This is a genomic window from Thauera sp. DNT-1 (assembly GCF_055393985.1).
The window spans coordinates 2,309,179-2,330,756 of sequence record NZ_AP043752.1; the positions used below are offsets into that span (position 1 = coordinate 2,309,179).

Consider the following 21,578-nt stretch of genomic DNA (forward strand, 5'->3'; position numbering starts at 1 on the left):
AAAACCCCCAAGCGGGCAATACATAGCTGCACTGAGCCACAATTGAGTAAAAAAATCTCAAGTAAATTAAGTATCTTGTGGGTCGCTTTCTCACTCGCCCTGCCTGCAGCATTTAACTTTGCCTTCTTGATTTTCGCAGCAAGAAATCAAACGATTGAAGAGTACGGCGCCATTGTTTTCGCCATCACCGTTAGTGTATTTATCAGCTCATTCTCAGATCTTGGCCTTCGAGACTTCCTCTTAACAAAAACCGCACTGAACCACAACCTATCAAAAGAAAGCAGCCTATTTTTCAATGGGACATTATTTTTCACAATCTTCACTACGGCAGCGTTTCTATACACTTACTTTTCCGCATCAGAACCGGCTTCAGCGATATTCGTATTACTACTGACGCCCGAAGCTTACGCTCTTGGCGTCTTGCAAAAAACACTATTCTTAAGATATCAAAAAGAAGACGACCTCATCTCCTTCTCAAAAATTGACTCACTTGCAAAAATATCCATTTCCGCAGCGAAGATCGCCGTCTATATTCAAACCAAGGACGCTTTTTACGCATTCTTGCTTTCCTCACTATCCAACTTGTCTCTATACGCAATCTGGCTCTTAAAGACACACCGAACGCAACAGGAGCCCCCTCCCCTATGGAAGATTGCAAGAAGCTCTGTTACGGAAATACTACCAAGGTACAGAATCTGGATTTTTTACACCCTATCTTTTTTCTCTTTTTATCTCTACTCCACCGCCGATAAGCTTATTATCGCAGGAACGCTCGGCGAGACGAAGCTCGCACTTTATATGGCAGCATTTTCGTTCGTCTCTCTTGGCCAAATTTTTGTCTCAGCCGTCTGGTCGCTTTACATGCCTAAGATATCGCGAGATTCAAAGGCAATCTCCAGAAAAATACTTTTCTCGCAAGCCATCCTTGCAGGCTGCTTTTTCTTTTTGATTTACCAGTTTCTCGGACCACCAGCGATCGAACTTCTCTTCCCTTCCGGCTATTCTGAATCCACAATAACAATTTCGATCCTATCGCTTTACTTTTTATTTAGATTTCCAAATGTAGTATTTGAAATCTACTGGGTCGCAGAAGAGCGCTACGATGCTTTTGTCAAACTTCGATTAATTACCGCAGCAATCAGCGTCACTGCAAACAGTCTTTTGATACCAACTCTTGGGTTTCAGTTTGCCGCTTGGACCATGGTTTTTTCCGAACTCCTCCTGCTCTTGCTGATCGTATTTTTTGAGACTAAGCCAACAACAAAATGAAAACAGCCCTCGTCACCGGCATCACCGGCCAGGACGGCTCCTACCTCGCCGAATTCCTCCTCGCCAAGGGCTATGAAGTCCACGGCATCAAGCGCCGCGCCTCGAGCTTCAACACCCAGCGCATCGACCATATCTACCAGGACCCGCACACCCCTAACCCGCGCATGGTCCTGCACTACGGCGATCTCACCGACTCGTCCAACCTCACCCGCATCCTGCAGCAGGTGCAGCCCGATGAGGTCTATAACCTCGGCGCACAGTCGCACGTGGCGGTGAGCTTCGAGTCGCCCGAATACACCGCCGACGTCGACGCCATGGGCACGCTGCGCCTGCTCGAAGCCATCCGCCTGCTCGGCCTGGACAAGAAGACGCGCTTCTACCAGGCCTCCACCTCCGAGCTCTACGGCCTGGTGCAGGAGATCCCGCAGAAGGAGACCACGCCCTTCTACCCGCGCAGCCCCTACGCAGTGGCCAAGCTCTACGCATACTGGATCACGGTGAACTACCGCGAGGCCTATGGCATGTACGCCTGCAACGGCATCCTGTTCAACCACGAGAGCCCGCGCCGCGGCGAGACCTTCGTCACCCGCAAGATCACCCGCGGCCTGGCCAACATCGCGCAGGGGCTGGAACAGTGTCTCTACATGGGCAACATGGACGCGCTGCGCGACTGGGGCCACGCCAAGGACTATGTCCGCATGCAGTGGATGATGCTGCAGCAGGATCAGCCGGAAGATTTCGTCATCGCCACCGGCGTGCAGTACTCGGTGCGCGAGTTCATCCGCTGGTCGGCGGCGGAGTTGGGCATCACGCTACGCTTCGAGCGCAAGGGGATCGAGGAGCGTGCGATCGTCGAGCACATTGACGGCAACAATGCCCCGGCGCTGAGGGCGGGCGATGTCATCGTGCGCATCGATCCGCGCTATTTCCGGCCTGCCGAGGTCGAGACCCTGCTCGGCGACCCGACCAAGGCCAAGGACAAGCTCGGCTGGACGCCGGAGATCACGGTGCAGGAGATGTGCGCCGAGATGGTCGCCGAGGACCTCAAGGTGGCGCAGCGGCACGCCTTCCTGAAGGCGCACGGGCACGACGTGCCGGTGGCCGTTGAAAATTGATCGACTTGGAGATCGCGGCTTGCGCCGCTCCTACAGAATGAACCCGACTGACACCATTTTCGTCGCTGGCCATCGCGGCATGGTCGGCTCGGCCATCGTGCGCCGCCTGCAGGCGCTGGGCTGCACCAACATCCTCACCGCCGGCCGCGACGCGCTCGACCTCACCGACCAGCACGCAGTCGATGCCTTCTTCGCCACCCACCGCATCGACCAGGTCTATCTGGCCGCGGCCAAGGTCGGCGGCATCCACGCCAACAACACCTACCCGGCCGAGTTCATCCACCAGAACCTGATGATCGAGGCCAACCTCATCCACGCCGCCCACACGCACGGCGTGCACAAGCTCATGTTCCTCGGCTCGTCGTGCATCTACCCCAAGCTCGCCGAGCAACCGATGAAGGAAGAAGCGCTGCTAACCGGCCTGCTCGAACCCACCAACGAGCCCTACGCCATCGCCAAGATCGCTGGCATCAAGCTCTGCGAGAGCTACAACCGCCAGTACGGCCGCGACTACCGCAGCGCCATGCCCACCAACCTCTACGGCCCGGGCGACAACTTCCACCCCGAGAACAGCCACGTCATCCCGGCGCTGATGCGGCGCATCCACGAGGCCAAGCTCGCGAATGCGCCCGAGGTTGTGATCTGGGGCAGTGGAACGCCGATGCGCGAGTTCCTGCATGTGGATGATCTGGCCGAGGCCGTGGTGCATCTGCAGAACATTCCGCAGGAGCGCTACGCCAGCGAAACCGAGCCGATGCGTTCGCACATCAATGTCGGCACGGGGACGGACGTGACCATTCGCGAACTGGCCGAGACCTTGGTTAGCGTGATCGGCTACCAAGGCACGCTCGTATTCGACGCCAGTAAGCCGGATGGGACGCCGCGCAAACTGATGGATGTCAGCCGACTGGCGCGACTCGGGTGGCAGGCACACATTTCGCTCCAGAATGGCCTGCATGAAGCCTACGCGTGGTATCTCGATAACACGAAGAAAACCCGATCATCATAATTCAATGAGACTGCCCCCTTGCCCGCGAAGTCGCCATTCTCACAGCACAAAACCGTATTCACTTGCGAGTCTAACTTTGGCGCCCCCAACGCAGCAGCATGCTCACTACGGTTGGTGATCTCTAGAAAGAATGAAGGCAACTGCCAAGGTGAACGCGAACACCCGAGCCTCTTTATCGGCTCTCACCTAAGCAGTATTCAAGCTTAATGCCTAACTCCCTCCGCTATTCCCCCACCTTTGCCGAGCGCTACCCCGTTGCGCTGATAGCCGCGTTGATCGACGTCGGCATCACGGTTTTCGGCGCTTATCTCGCCTATTTCCTGCGCTTCTCGCAGCTGGGAATGAGCACGCCCTACGTCCTCGCGACGGCAGTCTGGACTGGTGTGGCGGTTTTCTGCCTGTTCGTGGTGGGCATGTACGGCGCATGGCGCGGCAAGGGCTTCGGCTCGCAGGCTGCGCACCTCCTCGCGGGCTGGCTGCTTGCCGGTGCGGCGATGACGATGATCGGCTTTTTTGCAAAGCACGGGGCCGAATACTCGCGGATCTGGTTCCTTTCGACGCTCGGGATCAGTGCTGCGACGAGCATCGGGCTGCGCTTGCTCGCACACGTGGCCTTGCGTCATGCCCGGCGGGCAGGCCGGAACTTGAAGCAGGTCGTCCTAGTTTGCCCCGGTCGCGGGAACCTGCCGCGGCTTCCGGCCGAGAAGGTGCTGCACGAGCAAGGCTATTCGCTGGCGGCGGTCCTCAACTGCGCTGAGCCCGAGGACTGGCTCGCCGCACTTCCCGATCGGGTGAATGCGGCCATGGCTCATGAGGTCTGGTTGATGCTGCCCTTGAAGGACGGCGCCTTGATCCATTCCGCCGTCTATGCGCTGCGCCACCACGTGGTCGCGGTGCGCTTCATGCCGCAGCTGAACGATCTGCCGCTGCTCAACCACCAGGTAAGCCGGGTCGCGGGTTTCTACTCGATCGATTTGAGCGTGACGCCGATGGACGGCACGGCGCGGATCGTCAAGCGGGTGGAGGACGTCGTGATCGGGGGGCTGATCTTCCTGATGGTCCTGCCGGTATGCGCGCTGATCGCGTTGGCGATCAAGCTCACATCGCCTGGGCCGGTATTGTTCAAGCAGTACCGGACGGGGATCAACGGGCGGAATTTCAAGGTGTACAAGTTCCGCTCGATGGTGGTGCATGCGGAGGCGAAAGGACAGGTGACGCAGGCGAAGAAGGGCGACGCGCGGCTGACGAAGATCGGCGCATTCCTGCGCCGGACGAGCCTGGACGAGTTACCGCAGTTCTTCAACGTGCTGCAGGGGCGGATGTCGATCGTCGGCCCGCGACCGCATGCGCTGGCGCACAACGAGTACTACAAGGACTTGGTGGAGTCCTACATGCAGCGCCACAAGGTGAAGCCCGGCATTACCGGCTGGGCGCAGGTGAATGGGCTGCGCGGCGAGACCGACACCGTAGAAAAGATGCAGGCCCGAGTGGAACACGATCTCTGGTACATCGACAATTGGTCGCTGTGGCTGGATTTGAAGATCATCTTCTTGACGGTGTTCAAGGGGTTCGTGAATCCGAATGCGTATTGAGACGAGGTGTGCCCGGGCCAATCCTCCGTAGGAGCGGCGCAAGCCGCGAATGGTGCGCTTCCGATACGCACCACGCTCGTTCGACCGCCGGATTCGCGCCTTGCGGCGCTCCTACATGAACCGACGCGGGCTGGCCCCTATGTAGGAGCGGCGCAAGCCGCGAATGCGGCTTAGAGTTCGACGTCCTCGTACAGACCGTCAAGTGTCAGTGCAGCCCCGACGCTTTCCAGGCGCACCACATCCCCCTCTCCCGCCGGATGCAGCACCCACAGCCCTTCGCTGTTCTTGCGGAAAAGGTCGGCGTGCTTGCGGTCCTGCTCAATCAGCAGGTACTCCTGCAGGGTGTCGATCTGCTGGTAGTGCTCGAACTTGCGACCGCGATCGAACGCGGCGGTGGAGTCGGAGAGAACCTCGACGATCAGCGCCGGGTGCTGCTTGGCGAGGCTGGCCTCGGGCTGGCGGTCGTGCGGGTCGCAGGTGACGAAGACATCTGGGTAGAAGACGGCGTCGGCGCGGTCGACGCGCAGCTTCATGCCGGAGAGGAAGGCGCGGCAAGGCTTGCCGGAGAGTGCGGCACGGAGTTCGGCGTAAGCATTGCCGAGGATCGTGTAATGCGCATCCGTGCCACTGGACATGGCGAACACCTCGCCGCCGAGGTACTCGTGGCGTTCGGGCTGATCCTCTTCCCACGCCATGTAAGCGTCGATGCCGAAATCGGGTCTGCGCTTGGGCAAGTCCATGGCGGGAACTCCTTCGTTTGGTCGAGCATAGCGGGTCGATTCGGGAAAGAAAACCGGGGTCAGGTCTTTCATTTGCTCGCCGCCCCGCCCGTACCCTTCGGCGTGCATCGAGTGCCCCGCCCTCGCCCTGCTAGACTTCAGCCATATCACGGATCGGGAGCTCGCCCATCATGGCCCTGCCTCAACCCGCCGCGCGCTTCGAGCGCGCGGATTTCTTCGCCTGGGAGGCCGAACAGCCCATGAAGCACGACTACGTCGCCGGCGAGGTGTTCGCCCAGGCCGGGGCACGGCAGGATCATGTGGTCGTGGCACTCAACATCGCCGCCTCGCTGCGCCAGAAGCTGCGCGGCACGCCCTGCCGGGCCTACATCTCCGACATGCAGCTCGAGGTGATGCAGGCGGATGCGGTGTTCTACCCCGACCTGATGGTGAGCTGCCACCCCGAAGACCTCGCCGCCGAGCGCGTGCTGCATCATCCGCGCGTGATCATCGAGGTGTTGAGCGACAGCACCGCCGCCTACGACCGCGGTGCCAAGTTCGCCGCGGTTCGCATGCTCGACAGCCTGCAGGAATACGTGCTGGTCGACCCGGAGCGACGCAGCGTCGAGATCTTCCGCCGCCTGCCCTCCAACGACTGGCTGCTCGCCACCGGCGACAGCGCGCGCGGCCTGGTGCTTGCGGCACTGGAGCTGGAGATCGGGCTGGACGAGGTGTTCGAGGACGTCGGCGCCTGAGTCGCGGCAGCAAGAACGGTGCCCCCGGTTCTGCCTCTTGTAGGAGCGACGCAAGTCGCGATCCCGACGCCCCGGATCCCAATACGCCCGGTACAGCCGCAGCGCCGAATCGCGACTTGCGTCGCTCCTACAAAACACCGCAGCGCGCCCGGCACGCGAAGACGAGATCGATTTTCTCCACCCCCCGATTCACCGACATCCGATGAACACACGACTCCACCACCTCGCCGAGGCCCACAACGCGCGCTTCGGCACCAGCGGCGTGCGCGGCCTCGTCAGCGACCTCTCCGACGCGGTCTGCTACGCCTACGCGCAGGCCTTCCTGCGCAGCATTGCGACCGACAGCGCGCGCGTCGTCGTCGGCCACGACCTGCGCCCGAGCAGCCCGCGCATCGCCGCGGCCTGCATCCAGGCAATCCGCGACGCGGGACGCGAGGCGGTGTTCGTCGGCGCCCTGCCCACGCCCGCGCTCGCCTACTACTGCGCGCTGCAGCGCGCTCCGGGCATCGTCGTCACCGGCAGCCACATCCCCTTCGACCGCAACGGCATCAAGTTCTATCGCGCCGACGGCGAGATCGACAAGGCGGACGAGCAGGCGATCCTCGATGCGGAGGTGGCGGTGCCCGATGCGCTGTCGCCGGCGCCCCTGCCCGCGGTGGACGCCTCCGCGCTGGAGGCCTACGTGGCGCGCTACACCGCCTTCTTCGGCGAAGGCGCGCTCGCCGGGATGCGCGTGGCGCTGTACGAGCACTCGAGCGTGGCGCGCGACGTGCTGCGCACGGTGTTCGAGCGCCTCGGCGCCGAGGTCCTGTCGCTCGGGCGCACCGACACCTTCGTGCCGATCGACACCGAGGCCGTGCGCTCCGAGGACATCGCGCAGGCGCGCGCATGGGCGCAGGCGCATCGCTTCGACGCCATCCTGTCGACCGACGGCGACGCCGACCGTCCGCTGATCGGCGACGAGACCGGCACCTGGCTGCGCGGCGACGTGGTGGGCATCCTGTGCGCGCAGTATCTGCACGCCGACGTGGTGGTGACGCCGGTGAGCAGCAACACCGCAGTGGAGAAGTGCGGCGCGTTCCGGCAGGTGCTGCGGACGCGCATCGGCTCGCCCTACGTGATCGCCGGAATGGACACGCAGCGCGGCGCGGGGCGGGTGGTGGGCTACGAGGCGAACGGGGGATTCCTGCTCGGGAGCGATGTCGAGTACGGGGAGGCGATCGGGGCAAGTGCGGCGGAAACCGCCGGCGTTGGGGCGGGCAGCGTTGGGACGGGCGGCTTTGGATCTGCCGAAGTTGCGACGGATGGGCCCGAGGCGACGCAGAAATGCTTGCCCGCCGGCGCAGCACGGCTCAAGGCCCTGCCCACGCGCGATTCGCTGCTGCCGATGCTGGCCCTGCTGGCCATGGCGCGCGCCAAGGGCTGTCCAGTGTCGCAGCTGGCCGATGCCCTGCCGCGCCGCTTCACCGCGAGCGACCGCATCCAGAACGTGCCGACCGAGTTCAGCCGCGCCTTGATCGCGCGCCTGCAGCAGACCCCCGCGGAGGCGGCCGCGCTGATGGCGCCGGACGCCGGCGACGTGATCGCGATCGATACCACCGACGGCTTGCGCACGAGCTTCGCCACCGGCGAGATCGTGCACCTGCGCCCCTCCGGCAACGCCCCCGAGCTGCGCTGCTACGCCGAGGCCGCCGACGAGCCCCGCGCCCGCGCCCTGTGCGATGCCTGCCTCGCCCGCATCGCCGCCTCCGCGTAGGAGCGACGCAAGTCGCGATGGGCCGTCCAGACACCGATCCGCTGCGGACATCCGAACGCCGCGATCGCGACTTGCGTCGCTCCTACAGGCCAAGCCGAGCGCCAATGAACGCGCCGGTTCCCGTAGGAGCGACGCAAGTCGCGATCGCGGCGCCTGACCACGCAAGGACCGCATCGATGGCTCCCCGCACGCACGACGTGCATCGCGCCCTCCGACGGTCACGCCGGCGGCTCGATGGCGTAGACTTCCAACCGGAAACGACTCGCACCCCATCGCCGCACGCACTTCGTCACCAGACCGTCCGCTCCCTCTCACCCAGGACCTTCGAACCATGAAAGGCATCATCCTCGCCGGCGGCTCCGGCACCCGGCTGCATCCGATCACGCGCGGCGTCTCCAAGCAGCTGCTGCCGATCTACGACAAGCCGATGATCTACTACCCGCTGTCCGTGCTGATGCTCGCCGGCATCCGCGAGATCCTGGTGATCTCGACCCCGGACGACCTGCCCAACTTCCGCAAGCTGCTCGGCGACGGCTCGGACTTCGGCATCGCGCTGAGCTACGCCGAGCAGCCCTCGCCCGACGGCCTGGCGCAGGCCTTCCTGATCGGCGAGGATTTCATCGGCGACGACCACGTCTGCCTGATCCTGGGTGACAACATCTTCTACGGCTACGGCTTCAGCGCCATGCTGCGCGAGGCGGCGCGCCGCGAGCGCGGGGCGACGGTGTTCGGCTACCACGTCTCCGACCCCGAGCGCTTCGGCGTGGTCGAGTTCGACGCCAGCGGCAGGGCGATCTCGATCGAGGAGAAGCCCAAGGCGCCCAAGTCGAACTACGCGGTCACCGGGCTGTACTTCTACGACAACTCGGTGGTGGAGATCGCCAGGCAGGTGAAGCCCTCGGCACGCGGCGAGCTCGAGATCACCGACGTCAACAACGCCTACCTGCAGCGCGGCGATCTGCACGTGAGCCTGCTCGGACGCGGTTTCGCCTGGCTGGACACGGGCACGCACGATTCGCTGATGGAGGCGAGCCACTTCGTGCAGACCATCGAGGCGCGCCAGGGCCTGAAGGTGGCCTGCCTGGAGGAGATCGCCTACAACCAGGGCTGGCTGTCGGCCGCGCAACTGGCCCGCCAGGCCGAAGCGCTGAGCAAGACCGGCTACGGCCAGTATCTCAAGCGCCTGCTGCGCCAGGAGGGCGGGCAATGAAGGTGATCGAGACCGCACTGCCCGGGGTGCTGATCATCGAGCCGAAGGCCTTCGGCGACCACCGCGGCTTCTTCCTCGAGACCTTCCAGGTCGAGCGCTACCGCGAGGCGGGCATCACCCTGCCCTTCGTGCAGGACAACCACTCGCGCTCGCAGCGCGGCGTGCTGCGCGGGCTGCATTTCCAGACGACGCGCCCGCAGGGCAAGCTGGTGAGCGTGAGCCGCGGGGCGGTGTATGACGTCGCGGTGGACATCGACCCGAGCTCGGCGACGTATGGCAAGTTCGTCGGCGTCGAGCTCAACGACGACAACCACCGCCAGATGTGGGTGCCACCGGGCTACGCGCACGGGTTCTGCGTGCTCAGCGAGGTGGCGGACTTCCAGTACAAGTGCACCGATTTCTACTTCCCGGCGGACGAGGGCGGTCTGGCATGGAACGACCCGGACGTGGGGATCTCGTGGCCGATCGAAGCGCCGCAGCTGTCGGCGAAGGACGCGAACAACCCCCGCCTGCGGGATCTGAAGCGCGCGTAGGAGCGACGCGAGTCGCGATACACGGCTCCGATGCGGATCGCGGTCGGTCCATCGCCCGAGCGCGACTTGCGTCGCTCCCACGAAAACCGGCGCGGGCGTAGATGTAGGAGCGACGCGAGTCGCGATGCACGGCTCCGATGCGGATCGCGGTCGGTCCATCGCCCGATCGCCACTTGCGTCGCTCCTACGAAAACCGGCGCAGGCGTAGATGTAGGAGCGACGCGAGTCGCGATGCACGACTCTGATGCAGATCGCGGTCGTTCCATCGCCCGATCGCGACTTGCGTCGCTCCCACGAAAACCGGCGCGGGCCTAGATGTAGGAGCGACGCGAGTCGCGATTGCGGCGGCGGAGCGATCGCTGCGCGGCTCGATACGCGCACGATCGCAACTCAAGCTGCGGCGTCCGACTCGATCCCCATCGCCTGCAGGCGCGCGTAGACGCCGCCGCGGGCCACCAGCTCCGCATGCGTGCCGCGCTCGACGATGCGGCCGGCCTCCATCACCAGGATCTGGTCCGCCTTCTCGATCGTCGACAGCCGGTGCGCGATGACGATGGTCGTACGTCCCTCCATCAGGCGCTCGATCGCCGCCTGGATCAGCCGCTCCGACTCGGTATCCAGCGCGGACGTCGCCTCGTCCAGAATCAGGATGGGCGCGTTCTTCAGCAGCGCGCGCGCGATCGCGAGGCGCTGGCGCTGGCCGCCGGAAAGGAGCACGCCGTTCTCGCCGATCTCGGTATCGAAGCCCTGCGGCAGGCGGTCGATGAACTCGCGCGCGTTGGCCGCTTCGGCGGCGGCGACGATCTGCTCGCGGCTGGCGCCGGCGAGCTCGCCGTAGGCGATGTTCTGCGCCACGGTGCCATTGAAGAGCGTGACCTGCTGCGTCACCAGCGCGATATGGTGGCGCAGGTTGGCCAGCCTGTAGTCCTCGACCGCAACGCCATCGACCAGCAGCCGGCCCTCGTCGTGCTGGTAGAAGCGCGGGATGAGGTTGGCGAGCGTGGATTTGCCGCTGCCGGACTTGCCGACGAGCGCGATCATCTGGCCGGGTTCGGCCTTGAAGTCGATGCCTTGCAGCGCCTTGCCTTCGGCGCCGGGGTAGGTGAAGCCCAGCCCCGTCGCCTCGACGCGGCCGACGACGCGCTCGCGCTCGACCGTGCCGGCGTCGGGCTCGGGCGCCTCGTCGAGCTGCTCGAAGATGCTGTCGGCCGCGGCCACACCGCGCTGGATGCGCGCGCTGACGCCACCCAGCAGCTGGATCGCGCGCGGCAGCAGGCCGGCGGCGGTGATGTAGGCGACCACGTCGCCGGCCGAGGCGTCGCCGCGCACCTTCAGCACGGTAAAGAGCAGCAGGCCCATCGACGAATACACGATCAGGTGCATCAGCGCCGAGAAGGTCTCCTGCGTGCGCACCATCTTCAACTGGCGCCGGGTGTTGTCGGTGCTCGCCTTGCGGAAGCGCGCGGATTCGTAGGCCTCGCCGCCGAAGCTGCGTACCACGCGGTAGCCCTGGATGGTCTCGGAGGCGACGTGGGTGACCTCGCCCATCGAGGTCTGGATGTTCTTCGACAGGCGGCGGAACTTGCGGCTGGCGTTGGACACCAGCCAGGCGATCGCGGGCAGCACCACGAGCAGGGTCAGGGTGAGGCGCCAGTTCATCCACAGCAGGTAGCCGAGCAGCGCGACGACGGTGAGGCCCTCGCGGAACAGGATCTTGACCGCGTCGGTGGCCGCGTCGGTCACCATCGACACGTTGTAGGTGATCTTGGAGACGAGGTGGCCGGAGTTGTGCGCGTCGTAGAAGCGGTTGGGCAGCACCAGGAAGCTGCCGAAGAGCTGGGTGCGCAGGTCGTGGATGAGGCCGAGCGAGACGCGCGAGATGCCGTAGTTGCCGAGGAAGGTGCCGAGGCCTTCGACCAGCGCGATGACGACGATCATGAGCGGGATGGCGAAGATCAGGTCGAGCGCGTCCACCCAGGGCAGGCCGGTGGCGATCGGCGCGTCCGGGGTGGCGAGGCCGTCGATGAAGTATTTGAGCACGCTGGCCAAGCCCGCCTTGCAGGCGCCCGCGATGGCGAAGCCGAGGATGCTGAGCGCGAAGTAGCCGATGAAGGGTCGGGTGTAGCCGAGCAGGCGGAGGTAGACCTTCATGCTGCTCGCGGGCGGCTTCTCGACGGCGGGGGCGGGCGTGCTGGATGCGATCGGTTCGGGTACGGCAGTCATGGCCCGGATGATATGCCAAGCCCGCAAGCGCGCGGCAGGAACGATGGCCGCGGCGTTTCTCGTAGGAGCGACGCGAGTCGCGATCACGGCGCTTCCGGGACCGCCTGCGTCATTCGACCGCCGGATCGCGACTTGCGTCGCTCCTACCGGAGACTCCGGAAGCGCGGTGGTTCTCGTAGGAACAACGCGCGTCGCGATTGCGGCGCTTCCGGGACCGCCTGCGTCATTCGACCGCCGGATCGCGACTTGCGTCGCTCCTACCGGAGATTTCGGAAGCCCGGCGGTTCTCGTAGGAGCGACGCGAGTCGCGATTGCGGCGCTTCCGCCTCAGTGGGCCTCGTCCCAGTTGTCGCCGGCGCCGACCTCCACCAGCAGCGGCACCTTCAGCGTGGCGACGCCGCCCATCAGCCGGGGCAGCTCTTCCCGCACCGTCTCGAGCTCGGCCCCGGGTACCTCGAGCACCAGCTCGTCGTGCACCTGCAGCACCAGCTTCGACTTCAAGCCGGAGGAAGCCAGCCAGGCGTCGGTCGCGATCATCGCCTTCTTGATGAGGTCGGCGGCCGTGCCCTGCATCGGCGCGTTGATCGCCGCACGCTCGGCGCCGGCGCGGCGGCCGGCCTGGCTGGCACGGATGTCGGGCAGGTAGAGGCGACGGCCGAAGACGGTCTCGACGTAGCCCTGCTCGCGCGCCTCGGCGCGGGTGCGGTCCATGTACTCTGCAACGCCGGGGTAGCGCGCGAAGTAGCGGTCGATCCAGGCCTGCGCGGCGGCGCGCTCGATGCCGAGGTTCTTGGCCAGGCCATGCGCGCTCATGCCGTAGATGAGACCGAAGTTGATCACCTTGGCGTAGCGGCGCTGCTCGCTCGTCACCTCGGCCGGCGCCACGCCGAAGACCTCGCCGGCGGTGGCGCGGTGCACGTCCTCGCCGCGGGCGAAGGCTTCGAGCAGGCGGGCGTCGTCCGACAGGTGGGCCATGATGCGCAGCTCGATCTGCGAGTAGTCGGCCGAGACGATGAGATGATCGCGCGGCGCGATGAAGGCGGCGCGGATGCGGCGGCCTTCGGGCGTGCGGATCGGGATGTTCTGCAGGTTGGGCTCGGAGCTCGACAGCCGGCCGGTGACCGCGGTGGCCTGCGAGAAGCTGGTGTGCACGCGGCCGGTGCGCGGATTGACCATGCGCGGCAGCTTGTCGGCGTAGGTGCTCTTGAGCTTGGACAGGCCGCGGTGCTCGAGCAGGAGCTTGGGCAAGGGGTAGTCCTCGGCGAGCTTCTCCAGCACCTCCTCGTCGGTGGAGGGCTGGCCGGTGGCGGTCTTCTTGACCACGGGCAGGCCGAGCTTGCCGAACAGGATCTCGCCGAGCTGCTTGGGCGAGCCGAGGTTGAAGGGCTGGCCGGCGAGCGCATGTGCCTCGCCCTCGAGCGTGTACAGGCGGCGGCCGAGCTCCTCCGAGTGCTGGCCGAGCAGGAAGGGGTCGATCAGCACCCCGGTGCGTTCCATGCGCTGCAGCACGCCGAGCACCGGCATCTCGAGCTCGCGGTAAAGCGCTTCGAGCTGCGGCAGGGCCTGGAGCTGCGGGCACAGGTGCTGGTGCAGGCGCAGGGTGACATCGGCGTCCTCGGCGGCGTATTCGGTGGCGCGCGCGACATCGACCTCGTCGAAGCCGATCTGCTTGGCACCCTTGCCGCAGACCTCCGTATAAGGGATCGTCGCGAGGCCGAGATGGCGCTTGGCGAGCGAATCCATGTCGTGCGCCTTGTCGCTCTCCAGCACGTAGGATTCGAGCAGGGTGTCATGCGCGATGCCGCGCAGCGCGATACCGTGGTTGGCGAGCACGTGGGCGTCGTACTTGAGGTTCTGCCCGAGCTTGGCGTGCCGGTCGGATTCGAACCAGGGCCTGAGCCTGTCGAGCACCTCGTCCAGCGGCAACTGCTCCGGCGCCTCTGGCAACTGCGCGGCACCGCGGTGCGCCAGCGGCAGGTAGGCCGCCTCGCCCGGCTCGACCGCGAAGGACATCCCGACCAGCCTGGCCGCCATCGGGTCGAGGCTGGTGGTCTCGGTGTCGAAGGCGGTGAGCTCGGCAGCGGAGATCTTCGCCAGCCAGGCGTCGAAGGTCGGCCAGTCGAGGATGGGAAGATAGACCGGGGTCAGGTCTTTCATTTGCTCATCCGCGGAGATTGCGCACACCCCGCCCTCCCCTGGCGTCGTGGTCGCAGCCTCGGAAATCGGGGTCTGTCCCCGATTTTCCTGGCGGTCGAAGCGGCGCGCATCGGACGCGGCCTTCGAGGCGGCGACACTCTCCGCACCGCCATCCAGATCCTTCAGCCATGACTTGAACTCGAAGCGCTCGTAGAGCGCGCGCAGCGCCGCCTTGTCGTCCGCGCGCGCCGGCAGCTCGTCCAGCCCCACCGGCAGCTCCACATCCGTCGCCACCGTCACCAGCTTCCGGCCCAGCGGCAGAAAGTCCAGATGCCTGCGCAGGTTCTCGCCGACCTTGCCGCCCACCTTGTCGGCGTTGGCGACGAGGTTGTCGAGCGTGCCGTACTCGGTCAGCCACTTCACCGCGGTCTTGGGACCGCACTTCTCCACGCCCGGCACGTTGTCCACCGTGTCGCCCACCAACGCGAGGTAGTCGACGATGCGCTCGGGCGGCACGCCGAACTTGGCCGCCACGCCGGCCTCGTCGAGCACTTCCTCGCTCATCGTGTTGACCCAGCGCACGCCGGGGCGCACGAGCTGGGTGAGGTCCTTGTCGCCGGTCGAGATCACCACCTCCCAGCCGCGCTCGAGCGCCAGGCGGGTGAGCGTGCCGATGACGTCGTCCGCTTCCACGCCCTCCACCGACAGCAGCGGCCAGCCCTCGGCCCGCACCGCCTCGTGCAGCGGCGCGATCTGCGCGCGCAGGTCGTCGGGCATCGGCGGGCGGTGGGACTTGTATTCGGGATACCAGTCGTCGCGGAAAGTCTTGCCCTTGGCGTCGAAGACGCAGGCGCGAAATTCTGCCTTGTAGTCGCTTTCCAGCCGCCTTAGCATCGACAGCACCCCCCGGATCGCGCCCGTCGGCTCGCCCTGCGAATTGCGCAGGTCGGGCAGGGCATGGAAGGCGCGATAGAGATAGCTGGAGCCGTCGACGAGCAGCAGGGTGGGCATTCCGAATCCTAGAGAACAACAACATGACCGCGAAAGACAAACTCCCCCGCAGCGTGCCCGACAGCACCGCACCGCGCTTCAACGCGCGCGAATCCTGGCGGATCTTCGGAATTATGGCAGAGTTCGTGGAGGCGACCGAACGCCTGGCGGCGATCCGGCCGGCGGTCTCGATCTTCGGCAGCGCACGCACGCCGCCCGACCACAAGTACTACATGCTCACCGAAAAGATCGCCCGCCTGCTGTCGGATTCGGGCTTCGCGGTGATCTCGGGCGGCGGTCCGGGAATCATGGAGGCGGCCAACAAGGGCGCCTTCTTCGGCAAGAGTCCCTCGGTGGGGCTCAACATCCAGCTGCCGCTGGAGCAGGCCGCCAACCCCTACCAGGACATCTCGCAGACCTTCCAGCACTTCTTCGCGCGCAAGTTCATGTTCGTGAAGTTCGCCACCGCCTACGTGGTGATGCCGGGCGGCTTCGGCACCCTCGACGAGCTGCTCGAGGCGATGACGCTGATCCAGACCAGGAAGAGCCGCAAGATTCCGATCATCCTGGTGCACCGCCCGTTCTGGCAGGGCCTGCTCGACTGGCTGCGCGAGCGCCTGGTCGCCGAAGGCATGATCAACGCCGAAGACCTCGACCTGGTGCAGGTGATCGACGAGCCCGAGGAGGTGGTCGAGGCCATCTTCAAGCATTACGAGCGGCGCGGTTTCCAGCCCCTTCCGGCCGAGCGCGAGATGATGCTGAACCTTTGAGTGCCGCATTACCGGCTAGAATTGCAGCATCTTCCGGAGAACATCATGCGCCGCACCCTGATCGTCCTGTGGCTGGCCGCCGCCGTGCCGGCCTTCGCCCAGCAGCCCGCGAACCTCGAACCGATCCCCGAGCCGCCGCCGATGCCCGCCGAGGGCGCAGCCGACGAACCCGAGGTCACCATCGTCAAGCGCGGCGAGGACACCGTCACCGAATACCGCCTGCGCGGCAAGCTCTACATGGTCAAGGTCACACCGCCTCACGGCGTGCCCTACTACCTGATCGACAAGGAAGGCAACGGCCAGATGGTGCGCCACGACGGCACGCCCGAACTCGCCGTGCCGATGTGGGTGATCAAGTCCTGGTGAGCACGACCGCCGCACCGCTGGTGCGCAGCTTTGCCCCGCTGTTCCGCGCCGACGCGCGCGTGCTGGTGCTCGGTAGCATGCCCGGCACGGCCTCGCTCGCCGCCGCGCAGTATTACGCGCATCCGCGCAACGCCTTCTGGCCGATCATGGGCGCGCTCTTCGGCGCCGGAGCGGAACTCCCCTACGCGCAGCGGCTCGAGCGCCTCGCCGCCGCCGGCGTCGCGCTGTGGGACGTCATCGGCCGCTGCGAGCGCGCCGGCAGCCTCGACAGCGCGATCGCGCCCGACAGCATCGAGGCCAACGACTTCGCCGGCCTCTTCGCCGCCTGCCCCGACATCGGCCACGTCTTCTTCAACGGCACCGCCGCCGAGACCGCCTTCCGCCGCCATGTGCGCGGCCGCATCGCGCTGCCGCCGCTGCACTTCACCCGCCTGCCCTCGACCAGCCCGGCGCACGCCGCGCGCGGGCTGGAGGCCAAGCTCGCCGCCTGGCAGGTCGTGAAGGCTGCAGCGCACCGCGCGGCCGCAGCCCGCATCGACATCCCGGCCGCCCAGGCCGCCTGACCCCATCCGACCGTCTTACCCGGAGTCCGCATGTCCGTCTTCACCCCCGTTCCCGAATCCGTGCTCGCCGACTGGCTCAAGGACTACGCCATCGGCCGCCTGGTGGAACTCGAGGGCATCTCGGCCGGCGTGCAGAACAGCAACTTTTTCGTCACCACCACGCTCGGGCGCTACGTGCTGACGCTCTTCGAGGGCATCCCGCGCGCCGAGCTGCCCTACTACCTGCACCTGATGGCGCACCTGTCGCGCCACGGCCTGCCCGTGCCGGGCCCGATCGCCAACCGCCACAACGAATACCTCGGCACCCTGCAGGAGCGCCCCGCCGCACTGGTGGTACGGCTCTCTGGCCGCTCCGAGATGAGCCCCGGCCTGGCGCATTGCGGGAGGGTCGGCGCCATGCTCGCCGGCCTGCACCTGGCCGGCCAGTCCTACGGCCGCCGCCAGGAAAACCCGCGCGGCGCCGCCTGGCGCGCCGCCACCGCGCAGGTGCTGCGGCCCTTCCTGCCCGCCGACGAACAGACCCTGCTCGACGCCGAGATCGCCTTCCAGGCCACGATCGACGTCGCCGCCCTGCCCGCCGGCGCGATCCACGCCGACCTCTTCCGCGACAACGTGCTGTGGGACACCGATGCCGACGGCGGGGTGCGCATCGGCGGCGTCATCGACTTCTACTTCGCCGGCTACGACGCGCTGCTGTTCGACGTCGCCGTCACCGTCAACGACTGGTGCTCCACCCCCGACGGCGGGCTGGATGCCGAGCGTGCCGCCGCGCTGCTCGACGCCTACCACGCCGAGCGCCCTTTCACCGACGCCGAGCGCGCCGCCTGGCCGGCCATGCTGCGCGCGGCCGCGCTGCGCTTCTGGATGTCGCGCGCGGCCGACTTCCACCTGCCGCGCGCGGGCGAGATGGTGCTGGTGAAGGACCCGAACGAGTACCGCGACATCCTGCGCCTGCGCATCGCCGCGGCGCCGCCCCTGCCGCGCTGACGCCGCCCCACCCGCTCTGTCACGCCCGCCCCATCCCCGACCCGACGCCGATGAACGCCACCCTGCCCCCGCCCCGCCGCCCGCATCCGCCGCCGCCCGCCCCCGGCGACGTGGTGCCCGGCCACGCCCTCGACTGGCTCGCCGCCGGGTGGCGCATCTTCATGCGGGCGCCGCTGGTGTGGGCGCTGCAGGCGCTGATCTTCTTCGTGATCCTCGCCGCGCTCGGCATGGTGCCCTTCCTCGGCTGGGCGGCCGCACCCGTGACCCTGCCGGTGCTGGTCGCAGGCATGCTCTCCGGTGCGCGCTCACTCGACCGCGGAGACCGCCTGCACGTCGGCCAGCTCTTCGACGGCCTGCGCCAGCATGCCGGCAACCTGCTGCTGGTCGGCCTCTTCCACCTCCTCGGCCTGCTGCTCGCGGCGCTGGCCGCGGCGGCGATCGGCGGCAGCGCGATGCTCACCGGCGCGGCGGCGGGCGCGCTCGGCGCGATCGCCGGGGCGGGCGTCGCCGCCGGCGGCATGATGCTCGGCGTGGTGGTGTTCACCGTTTTGTGGGCCCTGCTGATGATGGCGCTGTGGTTCGCCCCGGCGCTGGTGATGCTGCACGAGGTCGCGCCGCTGGATGCGATGAGGCTGTCCGCGCGCGCCTGCTTCCACAACCTGCTCGCCTTCGTGGTGCTCGCCGCGCTGCTCTACGTGCTGGTGTGGGTGGCGATGATCCCCGCCGGCCTGGGCATGCTGGTGCTGGTGCCGATGATCGCCGGCGCGCTTTACGCGGCGTGGAAGGAGACCTTCTCGCCGCTGCTGCCGGCCCCCGCGGCCCCGCCCGCGCCCGCAGCGGGGGCGACGTCGGGCGAAAGCGTCCCGCCCGCCCCCGTGCTGCTCGCGCCTGCGGCCGACCCCGCGCCCGATGACGCAGCCCCCTCCGCGGCACCGCCCGCTCCCGAACCGGGCCCCCACCCGGACCTCGCGCCCGGCTCCACTCCCGCCCCCGCGCCCGGCCCCGAATCCGATCCGGCTCCCGACTCCGCGCCAGCGGACACGCCCCCGAAACCCTGACCCCTGGAAACGAATGCAAGCACGACAACTCCCCATGCCGCGCGGCTGGGCCTGGCTGCGCGAAGGCCTGCAGCTGTGGCGGCGCAATCCGGCGCTGCTCACCTTCGCCACCTTCGGCTACCTGCTCTCAATCATCGTGATCAGCCTGGTGCCGCTGCTCGGCCAGCTCGTCGCCTCGCTGCTGATGCCTGCGCTCTCGGTCGGCGTGCTGAACGCCTGCCGCGCCATCGACGGCGGACGCAAGACCGGTCCCGACGTGCTCTTCTCCGGCTTCAAGTCCAACCTGCAGGGCCTGGTGGTGGTCGGCGGGCTCTACCTCGCGGCCACCCTGGTGGTGCTGATGCTGGTGATGCTGGTCGACGACGGCAGCCTGGCCGCTGTGATGCGCGGCGAGGACATGGACGCGCAGGCCGCGGCCGACTCCTCGCTCGGTTTCACCCTGGTGGTCGGCCTGGTGCTGAGCACGCCGGTGATGATGGCCTACTGGTTCGCGCCCGCGCTCGCCGGCTGGTGGAAGCTGCCCGCACCCAAGGCGATGTTCTTCAGCTTCTACGCCTGCCTGCGCAACTGGCGGCCCTTCGTCGCCTACGCGCTCGGGCTGGCGATCTTCGCCGGCCTGCTGCCCGGCCTCGTGGTCGCGGTGCTCGGCCTGCTCTCGCCCACGCTGGGCAGCGTGGCCGCGCTGCCGGTGCCGCTGATCATCCTGCCGATCGTGTTCGCGAGTTTCTACACCGCCACCCGCGACGTGTTCGGCCTCCCCGAGAGCAACCCCGCGCGCGATCCCGCCGCACTCGACGACGCGCGCGATGGCGACTGAGCCCGCGCCTTCGCCGGCCAGAGCCGCTTTCGAGCCGCCCGCCCGGGCCCCGCTCGGCGTGCTCGGCGGCACCTTCGACCCCATCCACACCGGCCACCTGCGCCTCGCCGAAGAAGCGCGCGAGGCGCTCGGCCTCGACGGCGTGCGCTTCATCCCCGCCGGCCAGCCGCCGCACCGCGGCGAGCCCGGCAGCACCGCCGAGGACCGCCTCGCCATGGCACGGCTCGCCACCGCCGGCAACCCCGGCTTCAGCGTGGACGACGGCGAGGTGCGCGCGCAGCAGAAGAGCTACACCGTGCCCACCCTCGAGCGCCTGCGCGCCGAGATCGGCCCGCAGCAGCCGCTGGTGCTGATCCTCGGCGCCGACGCCTTCGCCGGGCTGCCGACCTGGCACCGCTGGACCGATCTGTTCGCGCTCGCCCACATCGCGGTCGCCAACCGCCCCGGCTACGCGCCCCACGGCCGGCGCTGGCCCGCCACCCTGTCGCCCGCGCTCGACGCCGCCTGCGCGGGCCGCCACACCGCCGACCCCGCGGATCTGCGCCGCGCACCGGCGGGCCGCGTCGTCCCCTTCGACATGACCCCGCTGGCGATCTCCGCCTCGCTGATCCGCGATCTGGTGCGCGACGGCCACAGTGCCCGCTATTTGCTGCCGGAATCGGTTCTCGACTATATTGCCGCGCACCATCTCTACCGCTGAGCGCCCCGCGCCGGCCCACACAGGATCCGAATGGACACCCCCTCCCTCGAAAAGATCGTCGTCGCCGCCCTCGAAGACATCAAGGCACGCGACATCGAAGTCATCGACACCTCGAAGCACACCCCCCTCTTCGACCGCATCGTCGTCGCCAGCGCCGAATCCGGCCGTCAGACCCGGGCGCTCGCGCAGAACGTGCACGACAAGGTCAAGGAAGCCGGCGGCGAGATCATCGGCACCGAAGGTCAGGAGACCGGCGAGTGGGTGCTGGTCGACCTCGGCAACATCGTGGTGCACGTGATGCAGCCCGCGGTGCGCGCGCACTACAAGCTCGAGGAACTCTGGAACACCCCGCCGTCCAGCCGGCGCAACGCCGCCTGATGAGTAGCGCCCCGCGCGAGCGGCCGCCTGCGTACGGCGCGGGTGGCGGTCGCGTTTTTCGACGCATGCTCGTCCACGCACGCGCGCAGGTTCAACCATGAAACTGATCATCGTCGCCGTCGGCCACCGCATGCCCGCCTGGGTGCAGGCCGGCTTCGACGAGTTCGCCCGCCGCATGCCGCGCGAGCTGCAGTTGCAGCTCGTCGAGGTCAAGGCCGAGCCGCGCAGCGGCGGCAAGACGGTGGAGGCGATGATGGCGGCTGAGGCCGCGCGCATCGAGGCCACCCTGCCGCCGCGCTGCCGCCGCGTGATCCTCGACGAGCGCGGCGCCGACCTGAGCACGCTGGCGCTCGCGCGCCGGCTGGAGTCCTGGCAGGGCGCAGGCGACGACGTCGCGCTCATCGTCGGCGGCCCCGACGGCCTCGCCCCCGCGTTCAAGGCGGGCGCCCACGAGGCCATCCGCCTCTCCAGCCTCACCCTCCCCCACGCCTTGGTGCGCCCCCTGCTGGCCGAGGCGCTCTACCGCGCGTGGACGGTACTCAAGAACCACCCCTACCACCGCGAGTAGCGCCTGCAGCATCGGCCGATCGCGACTTGCGTCGCTCCCACACGAACCACCGCGCCTCCGAAGG

At 67.0% G+C, this 21,578-nt stretch carries 20 protein-coding genes; 17 read left to right on the forward strand and 3 right to left on the reverse strand.

Annotated features, from left to right (window positions below; translation table 11 throughout):
* Positions 1–42 precede the first annotated feature (42 nt).
* From ACZ5PP_RS10635 to ACZ5PP_RS10650, 4 genes are all read left to right on the forward strand, one after another.
* Positions 43–1,269, forward strand: coding sequence for an oligosaccharide flippase family protein (locus tag ACZ5PP_RS10635; protein ID WP_464825983.1), 1,227 nt, complete (start codon positions 43–45; stop codon positions 1,267–1,269).
* Complete coding sequence (gene gmd / locus ACZ5PP_RS10640) at positions 1,266–2,384, forward strand: GDP-mannose 4,6-dehydratase (protein ID WP_464825984.1); 1,119 nt, start codon at positions 1,266–1,268, stop codon at positions 2,382–2,384. Before ACZ5PP_RS10635 ends, gmd begins: the two co-directional genes overlap by 4 nt.
* Positions 2,385–2,421: 37 nt before the next feature.
* Positions 2,422–3,393: a GDP-L-fucose synthase gene (gene fcl, locus ACZ5PP_RS10645; RefSeq protein WP_464825985.1), complete on the forward strand. Its 972-nt coding sequence runs from the start codon at positions 2,422–2,424 to the stop codon at positions 3,391–3,393.
* 206 nt (positions 3,394–3,599) lie between these two features.
* Positions 3,600–4,985 (forward strand): undecaprenyl-phosphate glucose phosphotransferase, encoded by a 1,386-nt coding sequence (locus tag ACZ5PP_RS10650; protein WP_464825986.1) that lies wholly within the window; start codon positions 3,600–3,602, stop codon positions 4,983–4,985.
* Between the two features lie 170 nt (positions 4,986–5,155).
* On the opposite strand, the gene ACZ5PP_RS10655 is transcribed toward ACZ5PP_RS10650, so the two are convergent.
* A complete protein-coding gene (locus ACZ5PP_RS10655) occupies positions 5,156–5,797 on the reverse strand; it encodes a Uma2 family endonuclease (RefSeq protein ID WP_464825987.1) in 642 nt (213 codons plus the stop codon).
* A gap of 98 nt (positions 5,798–5,895) precedes the next feature.
* Here ACZ5PP_RS10655 and ACZ5PP_RS10660 point away from each other — a divergent pair, with 98 nt between their 5' ends.
* The 4 genes from ACZ5PP_RS10660 (at position 5,896) to rfbC (ending at position 9,958) form a co-directional block, all read left to right on the forward strand.
* Complete coding sequence (locus ACZ5PP_RS10660; protein WP_464825988.1) at positions 5,896–6,459, forward strand: Uma2 family endonuclease; 564 nt, start codon at positions 5,896–5,898, stop codon at positions 6,457–6,459.
* 202 nt (positions 6,460–6,661) lie between these two features.
* Positions 6,662–8,215, forward strand: coding sequence for a phosphomannomutase (locus ACZ5PP_RS10665; protein ID WP_464825989.1), 1,554 nt, complete (start codon positions 6,662–6,664; stop codon positions 8,213–8,215).
* 331 nt (positions 8,216–8,546) lie between these two features.
* Entirely contained in the window at positions 8,547–9,425 is an 879-nt protein-coding gene (gene rfbA / locus ACZ5PP_RS10670; protein WP_138860718.1) for a glucose-1-phosphate thymidylyltransferase RfbA, read from the forward strand.
* Complete coding sequence (gene rfbC, locus ACZ5PP_RS10675) at positions 9,422–9,958, forward strand: dTDP-4-dehydrorhamnose 3,5-epimerase (RefSeq protein ID WP_043744885.1); 537 nt, start codon at positions 9,422–9,424, stop codon at positions 9,956–9,958. Before rfbA ends, rfbC begins: the two co-directional genes overlap by 4 nt.
* 390 nt (positions 9,959–10,348) lie before the next feature.
* On the opposite strand, the gene msbA is transcribed toward rfbC, so the two are convergent.
* Together msbA and polA are read right to left on the reverse strand one after the other, a co-directional pair.
* A complete protein-coding gene (gene msbA / locus ACZ5PP_RS10680; protein ID WP_464825990.1) occupies positions 10,349–12,109 on the reverse strand; it encodes a lipid A export permease/ATP-binding protein MsbA in 1,761 nt (586 codons plus the stop codon).
* A gap of 399 nt (positions 12,110–12,508) precedes the next feature.
* Positions 12,509–15,328, reverse strand: coding sequence for a DNA polymerase I (polA, locus tag ACZ5PP_RS10685; RefSeq protein WP_464825991.1), 2,820 nt, complete (start codon positions 15,326–15,328; stop codon positions 12,509–12,511).
* A 23-nt stretch (positions 15,329–15,351) separates the two neighbouring features.
* Between polA and ACZ5PP_RS10690 the strand changes: the two genes are divergently transcribed.
* The 9 genes from ACZ5PP_RS10690 to rlmH all read left to right on the forward strand — a co-directional run bounded on the left by ACZ5PP_RS10690 (position 15,352) and on the right by rlmH (position 21,514).
* The gene (locus ACZ5PP_RS10690; RefSeq protein WP_004300686.1) at positions 15,352–16,077 is read left to right on the forward strand and encodes an LOG family protein; all 726 of its coding nucleotides are present in this window, start codon (positions 15,352–15,354) and stop codon (positions 16,075–16,077) included.
* Positions 16,078–16,122: 45 nt separating this feature from the next.
* Entirely contained in the window at positions 16,123–16,443 is a 321-nt protein-coding gene (locus tag ACZ5PP_RS10695; RefSeq protein ID WP_004300684.1) for a DUF2782 domain-containing protein, read from the forward strand.
* Positions 16,440–17,006, forward strand: coding sequence for a DNA-deoxyinosine glycosylase (locus tag ACZ5PP_RS10700; protein ID WP_012586161.1), 567 nt, complete (start codon positions 16,440–16,442; stop codon positions 17,004–17,006). The genes ACZ5PP_RS10695 and ACZ5PP_RS10700 overlap by 4 nt, the downstream gene beginning before the upstream one ends.
* 30 nt (positions 17,007–17,036) lie before the next feature.
* Positions 17,037–17,993, forward strand: a complete 957-nt coding sequence (locus tag ACZ5PP_RS10705) for a homoserine kinase (RefSeq protein WP_276658551.1) — start codon at positions 17,037–17,039, stop codon at positions 17,991–17,993.
* Between the two features lie 50 nt (positions 17,994–18,043).
* The gene (locus tag ACZ5PP_RS10710; RefSeq protein ID WP_464825992.1) at positions 18,044–19,051 is read left to right on the forward strand and encodes a BPSS1780 family membrane protein; all 1,008 of its coding nucleotides are present in this window, start codon (positions 18,044–18,046) and stop codon (positions 19,049–19,051) included.
* A gap of 13 nt (positions 19,052–19,064) precedes the next feature.
* On the forward strand, positions 19,065–19,868 hold the full coding sequence (locus tag ACZ5PP_RS10715) for a BPSS1780 family membrane protein (RefSeq protein WP_245537136.1): 804 nt from the start codon (positions 19,065–19,067) through the stop codon (positions 19,866–19,868).
* Positions 19,858–20,568, forward strand: a complete 711-nt coding sequence (gene nadD / locus ACZ5PP_RS10720) for a nicotinate-nucleotide adenylyltransferase (RefSeq protein WP_273422753.1) — start codon at positions 19,858–19,860, stop codon at positions 20,566–20,568. Before ACZ5PP_RS10715 ends, nadD begins: the two co-directional genes overlap by 11 nt.
* A gap of 30 nt (positions 20,569–20,598) precedes the next feature.
* Positions 20,599–20,946, forward strand: coding sequence for a ribosome silencing factor (gene rsfS, locus ACZ5PP_RS10725; protein WP_464825993.1), 348 nt, complete (start codon positions 20,599–20,601; stop codon positions 20,944–20,946).
* A 97-nt stretch (positions 20,947–21,043) separates the two neighbouring features.
* Positions 21,044–21,514: a 23S rRNA (pseudouridine(1915)-N(3))-methyltransferase RlmH gene (gene rlmH / locus ACZ5PP_RS10730; RefSeq protein ID WP_004324525.1), complete on the forward strand. Its 471-nt coding sequence runs from the start codon at positions 21,044–21,046 to the stop codon at positions 21,512–21,514.
* Positions 21,515–21,578: the final 64 nt, after the last annotated feature.

What these genes read in the sequence shown, in the direction of transcription:
- gmd (WP_464825984.1), top strand. Translation starts at nt 1,266, where the DNA reads ATGAAAACAGCCCTCGTCACCGGCATCACCGGCCAGGACGGCTCCTAC.
- fcl (WP_464825985.1), top strand. Translation starts at nt 2,422, where the DNA reads ATGAACCCGACTGACACCATTTTCGTCGCTGGCCATCGCGGCATGGTC.
- ACZ5PP_RS10650 (WP_464825986.1), top strand. Translation starts at nt 3,600, where the DNA reads ATGCCTAACTCCCTCCGCTATTCCCCCACCTTTGCCGAGCGCTACCCC.
- ACZ5PP_RS10655 (WP_464825987.1), bottom strand. Translation starts at nt 5,797, where the DNA reads ATGAAAGACCTGACCCCGGTTTTCTTTCCCGAATCGACCCGCTATGCT.
- ACZ5PP_RS10660 (WP_464825988.1), top strand. Translation starts at nt 5,896, where the DNA reads ATGGCCCTGCCTCAACCCGCCGCGCGCTTCGAGCGCGCGGATTTCTTC.
- ACZ5PP_RS10665 (WP_464825989.1), top strand. Translation starts at nt 6,662, where the DNA reads ATGAACACACGACTCCACCACCTCGCCGAGGCCCACAACGCGCGCTTC.
- rfbA (WP_138860718.1), top strand. Translation starts at nt 8,547, where the DNA reads ATGAAAGGCATCATCCTCGCCGGCGGCTCCGGCACCCGGCTGCATCCG.
- rfbC (WP_043744885.1), top strand. Translation starts at nt 9,422, where the DNA reads ATGAAGGTGATCGAGACCGCACTGCCCGGGGTGCTGATCATCGAGCCG.
- msbA (WP_464825990.1), bottom strand. Translation starts at nt 12,109, where the DNA reads ATGAAGGTCTACCTCCGCCTGCTCGGCTACACCCGACCCTTCATCGGC.
- polA (WP_464825991.1), bottom strand. Translation starts at nt 15,328, where the DNA reads ATGCCCACCCTGCTGCTCGTCGACGGCTCCAGCTATCTCTATCGCGCC.
- ACZ5PP_RS10690 (WP_004300686.1), top strand. Translation starts at nt 15,352, where the DNA reads ATGACCGCGAAAGACAAACTCCCCCGCAGCGTGCCCGACAGCACCGCA.
- ACZ5PP_RS10695 (WP_004300684.1), top strand. Translation starts at nt 16,123, where the DNA reads ATGCGCCGCACCCTGATCGTCCTGTGGCTGGCCGCCGCCGTGCCGGCC.
- ACZ5PP_RS10705 (WP_276658551.1), top strand. Translation starts at nt 17,037, where the DNA reads ATGTCCGTCTTCACCCCCGTTCCCGAATCCGTGCTCGCCGACTGGCTC.
- ACZ5PP_RS10710 (WP_464825992.1), top strand. Translation starts at nt 18,044, where the DNA reads ATGAACGCCACCCTGCCCCCGCCCCGCCGCCCGCATCCGCCGCCGCCC.
- ACZ5PP_RS10715 (WP_245537136.1), top strand. Translation starts at nt 19,065, where the DNA reads ATGCAAGCACGACAACTCCCCATGCCGCGCGGCTGGGCCTGGCTGCGC.
- nadD (WP_273422753.1), top strand. Translation starts at nt 19,858, where the DNA reads ATGGCGACTGAGCCCGCGCCTTCGCCGGCCAGAGCCGCTTTCGAGCCG.
- rsfS (WP_464825993.1), top strand. Translation starts at nt 20,599, where the DNA reads ATGGACACCCCCTCCCTCGAAAAGATCGTCGTCGCCGCCCTCGAAGAC.
- rlmH (WP_004324525.1), top strand. Translation starts at nt 21,044, where the DNA reads ATGAAACTGATCATCGTCGCCGTCGGCCACCGCATGCCCGCCTGGGTG.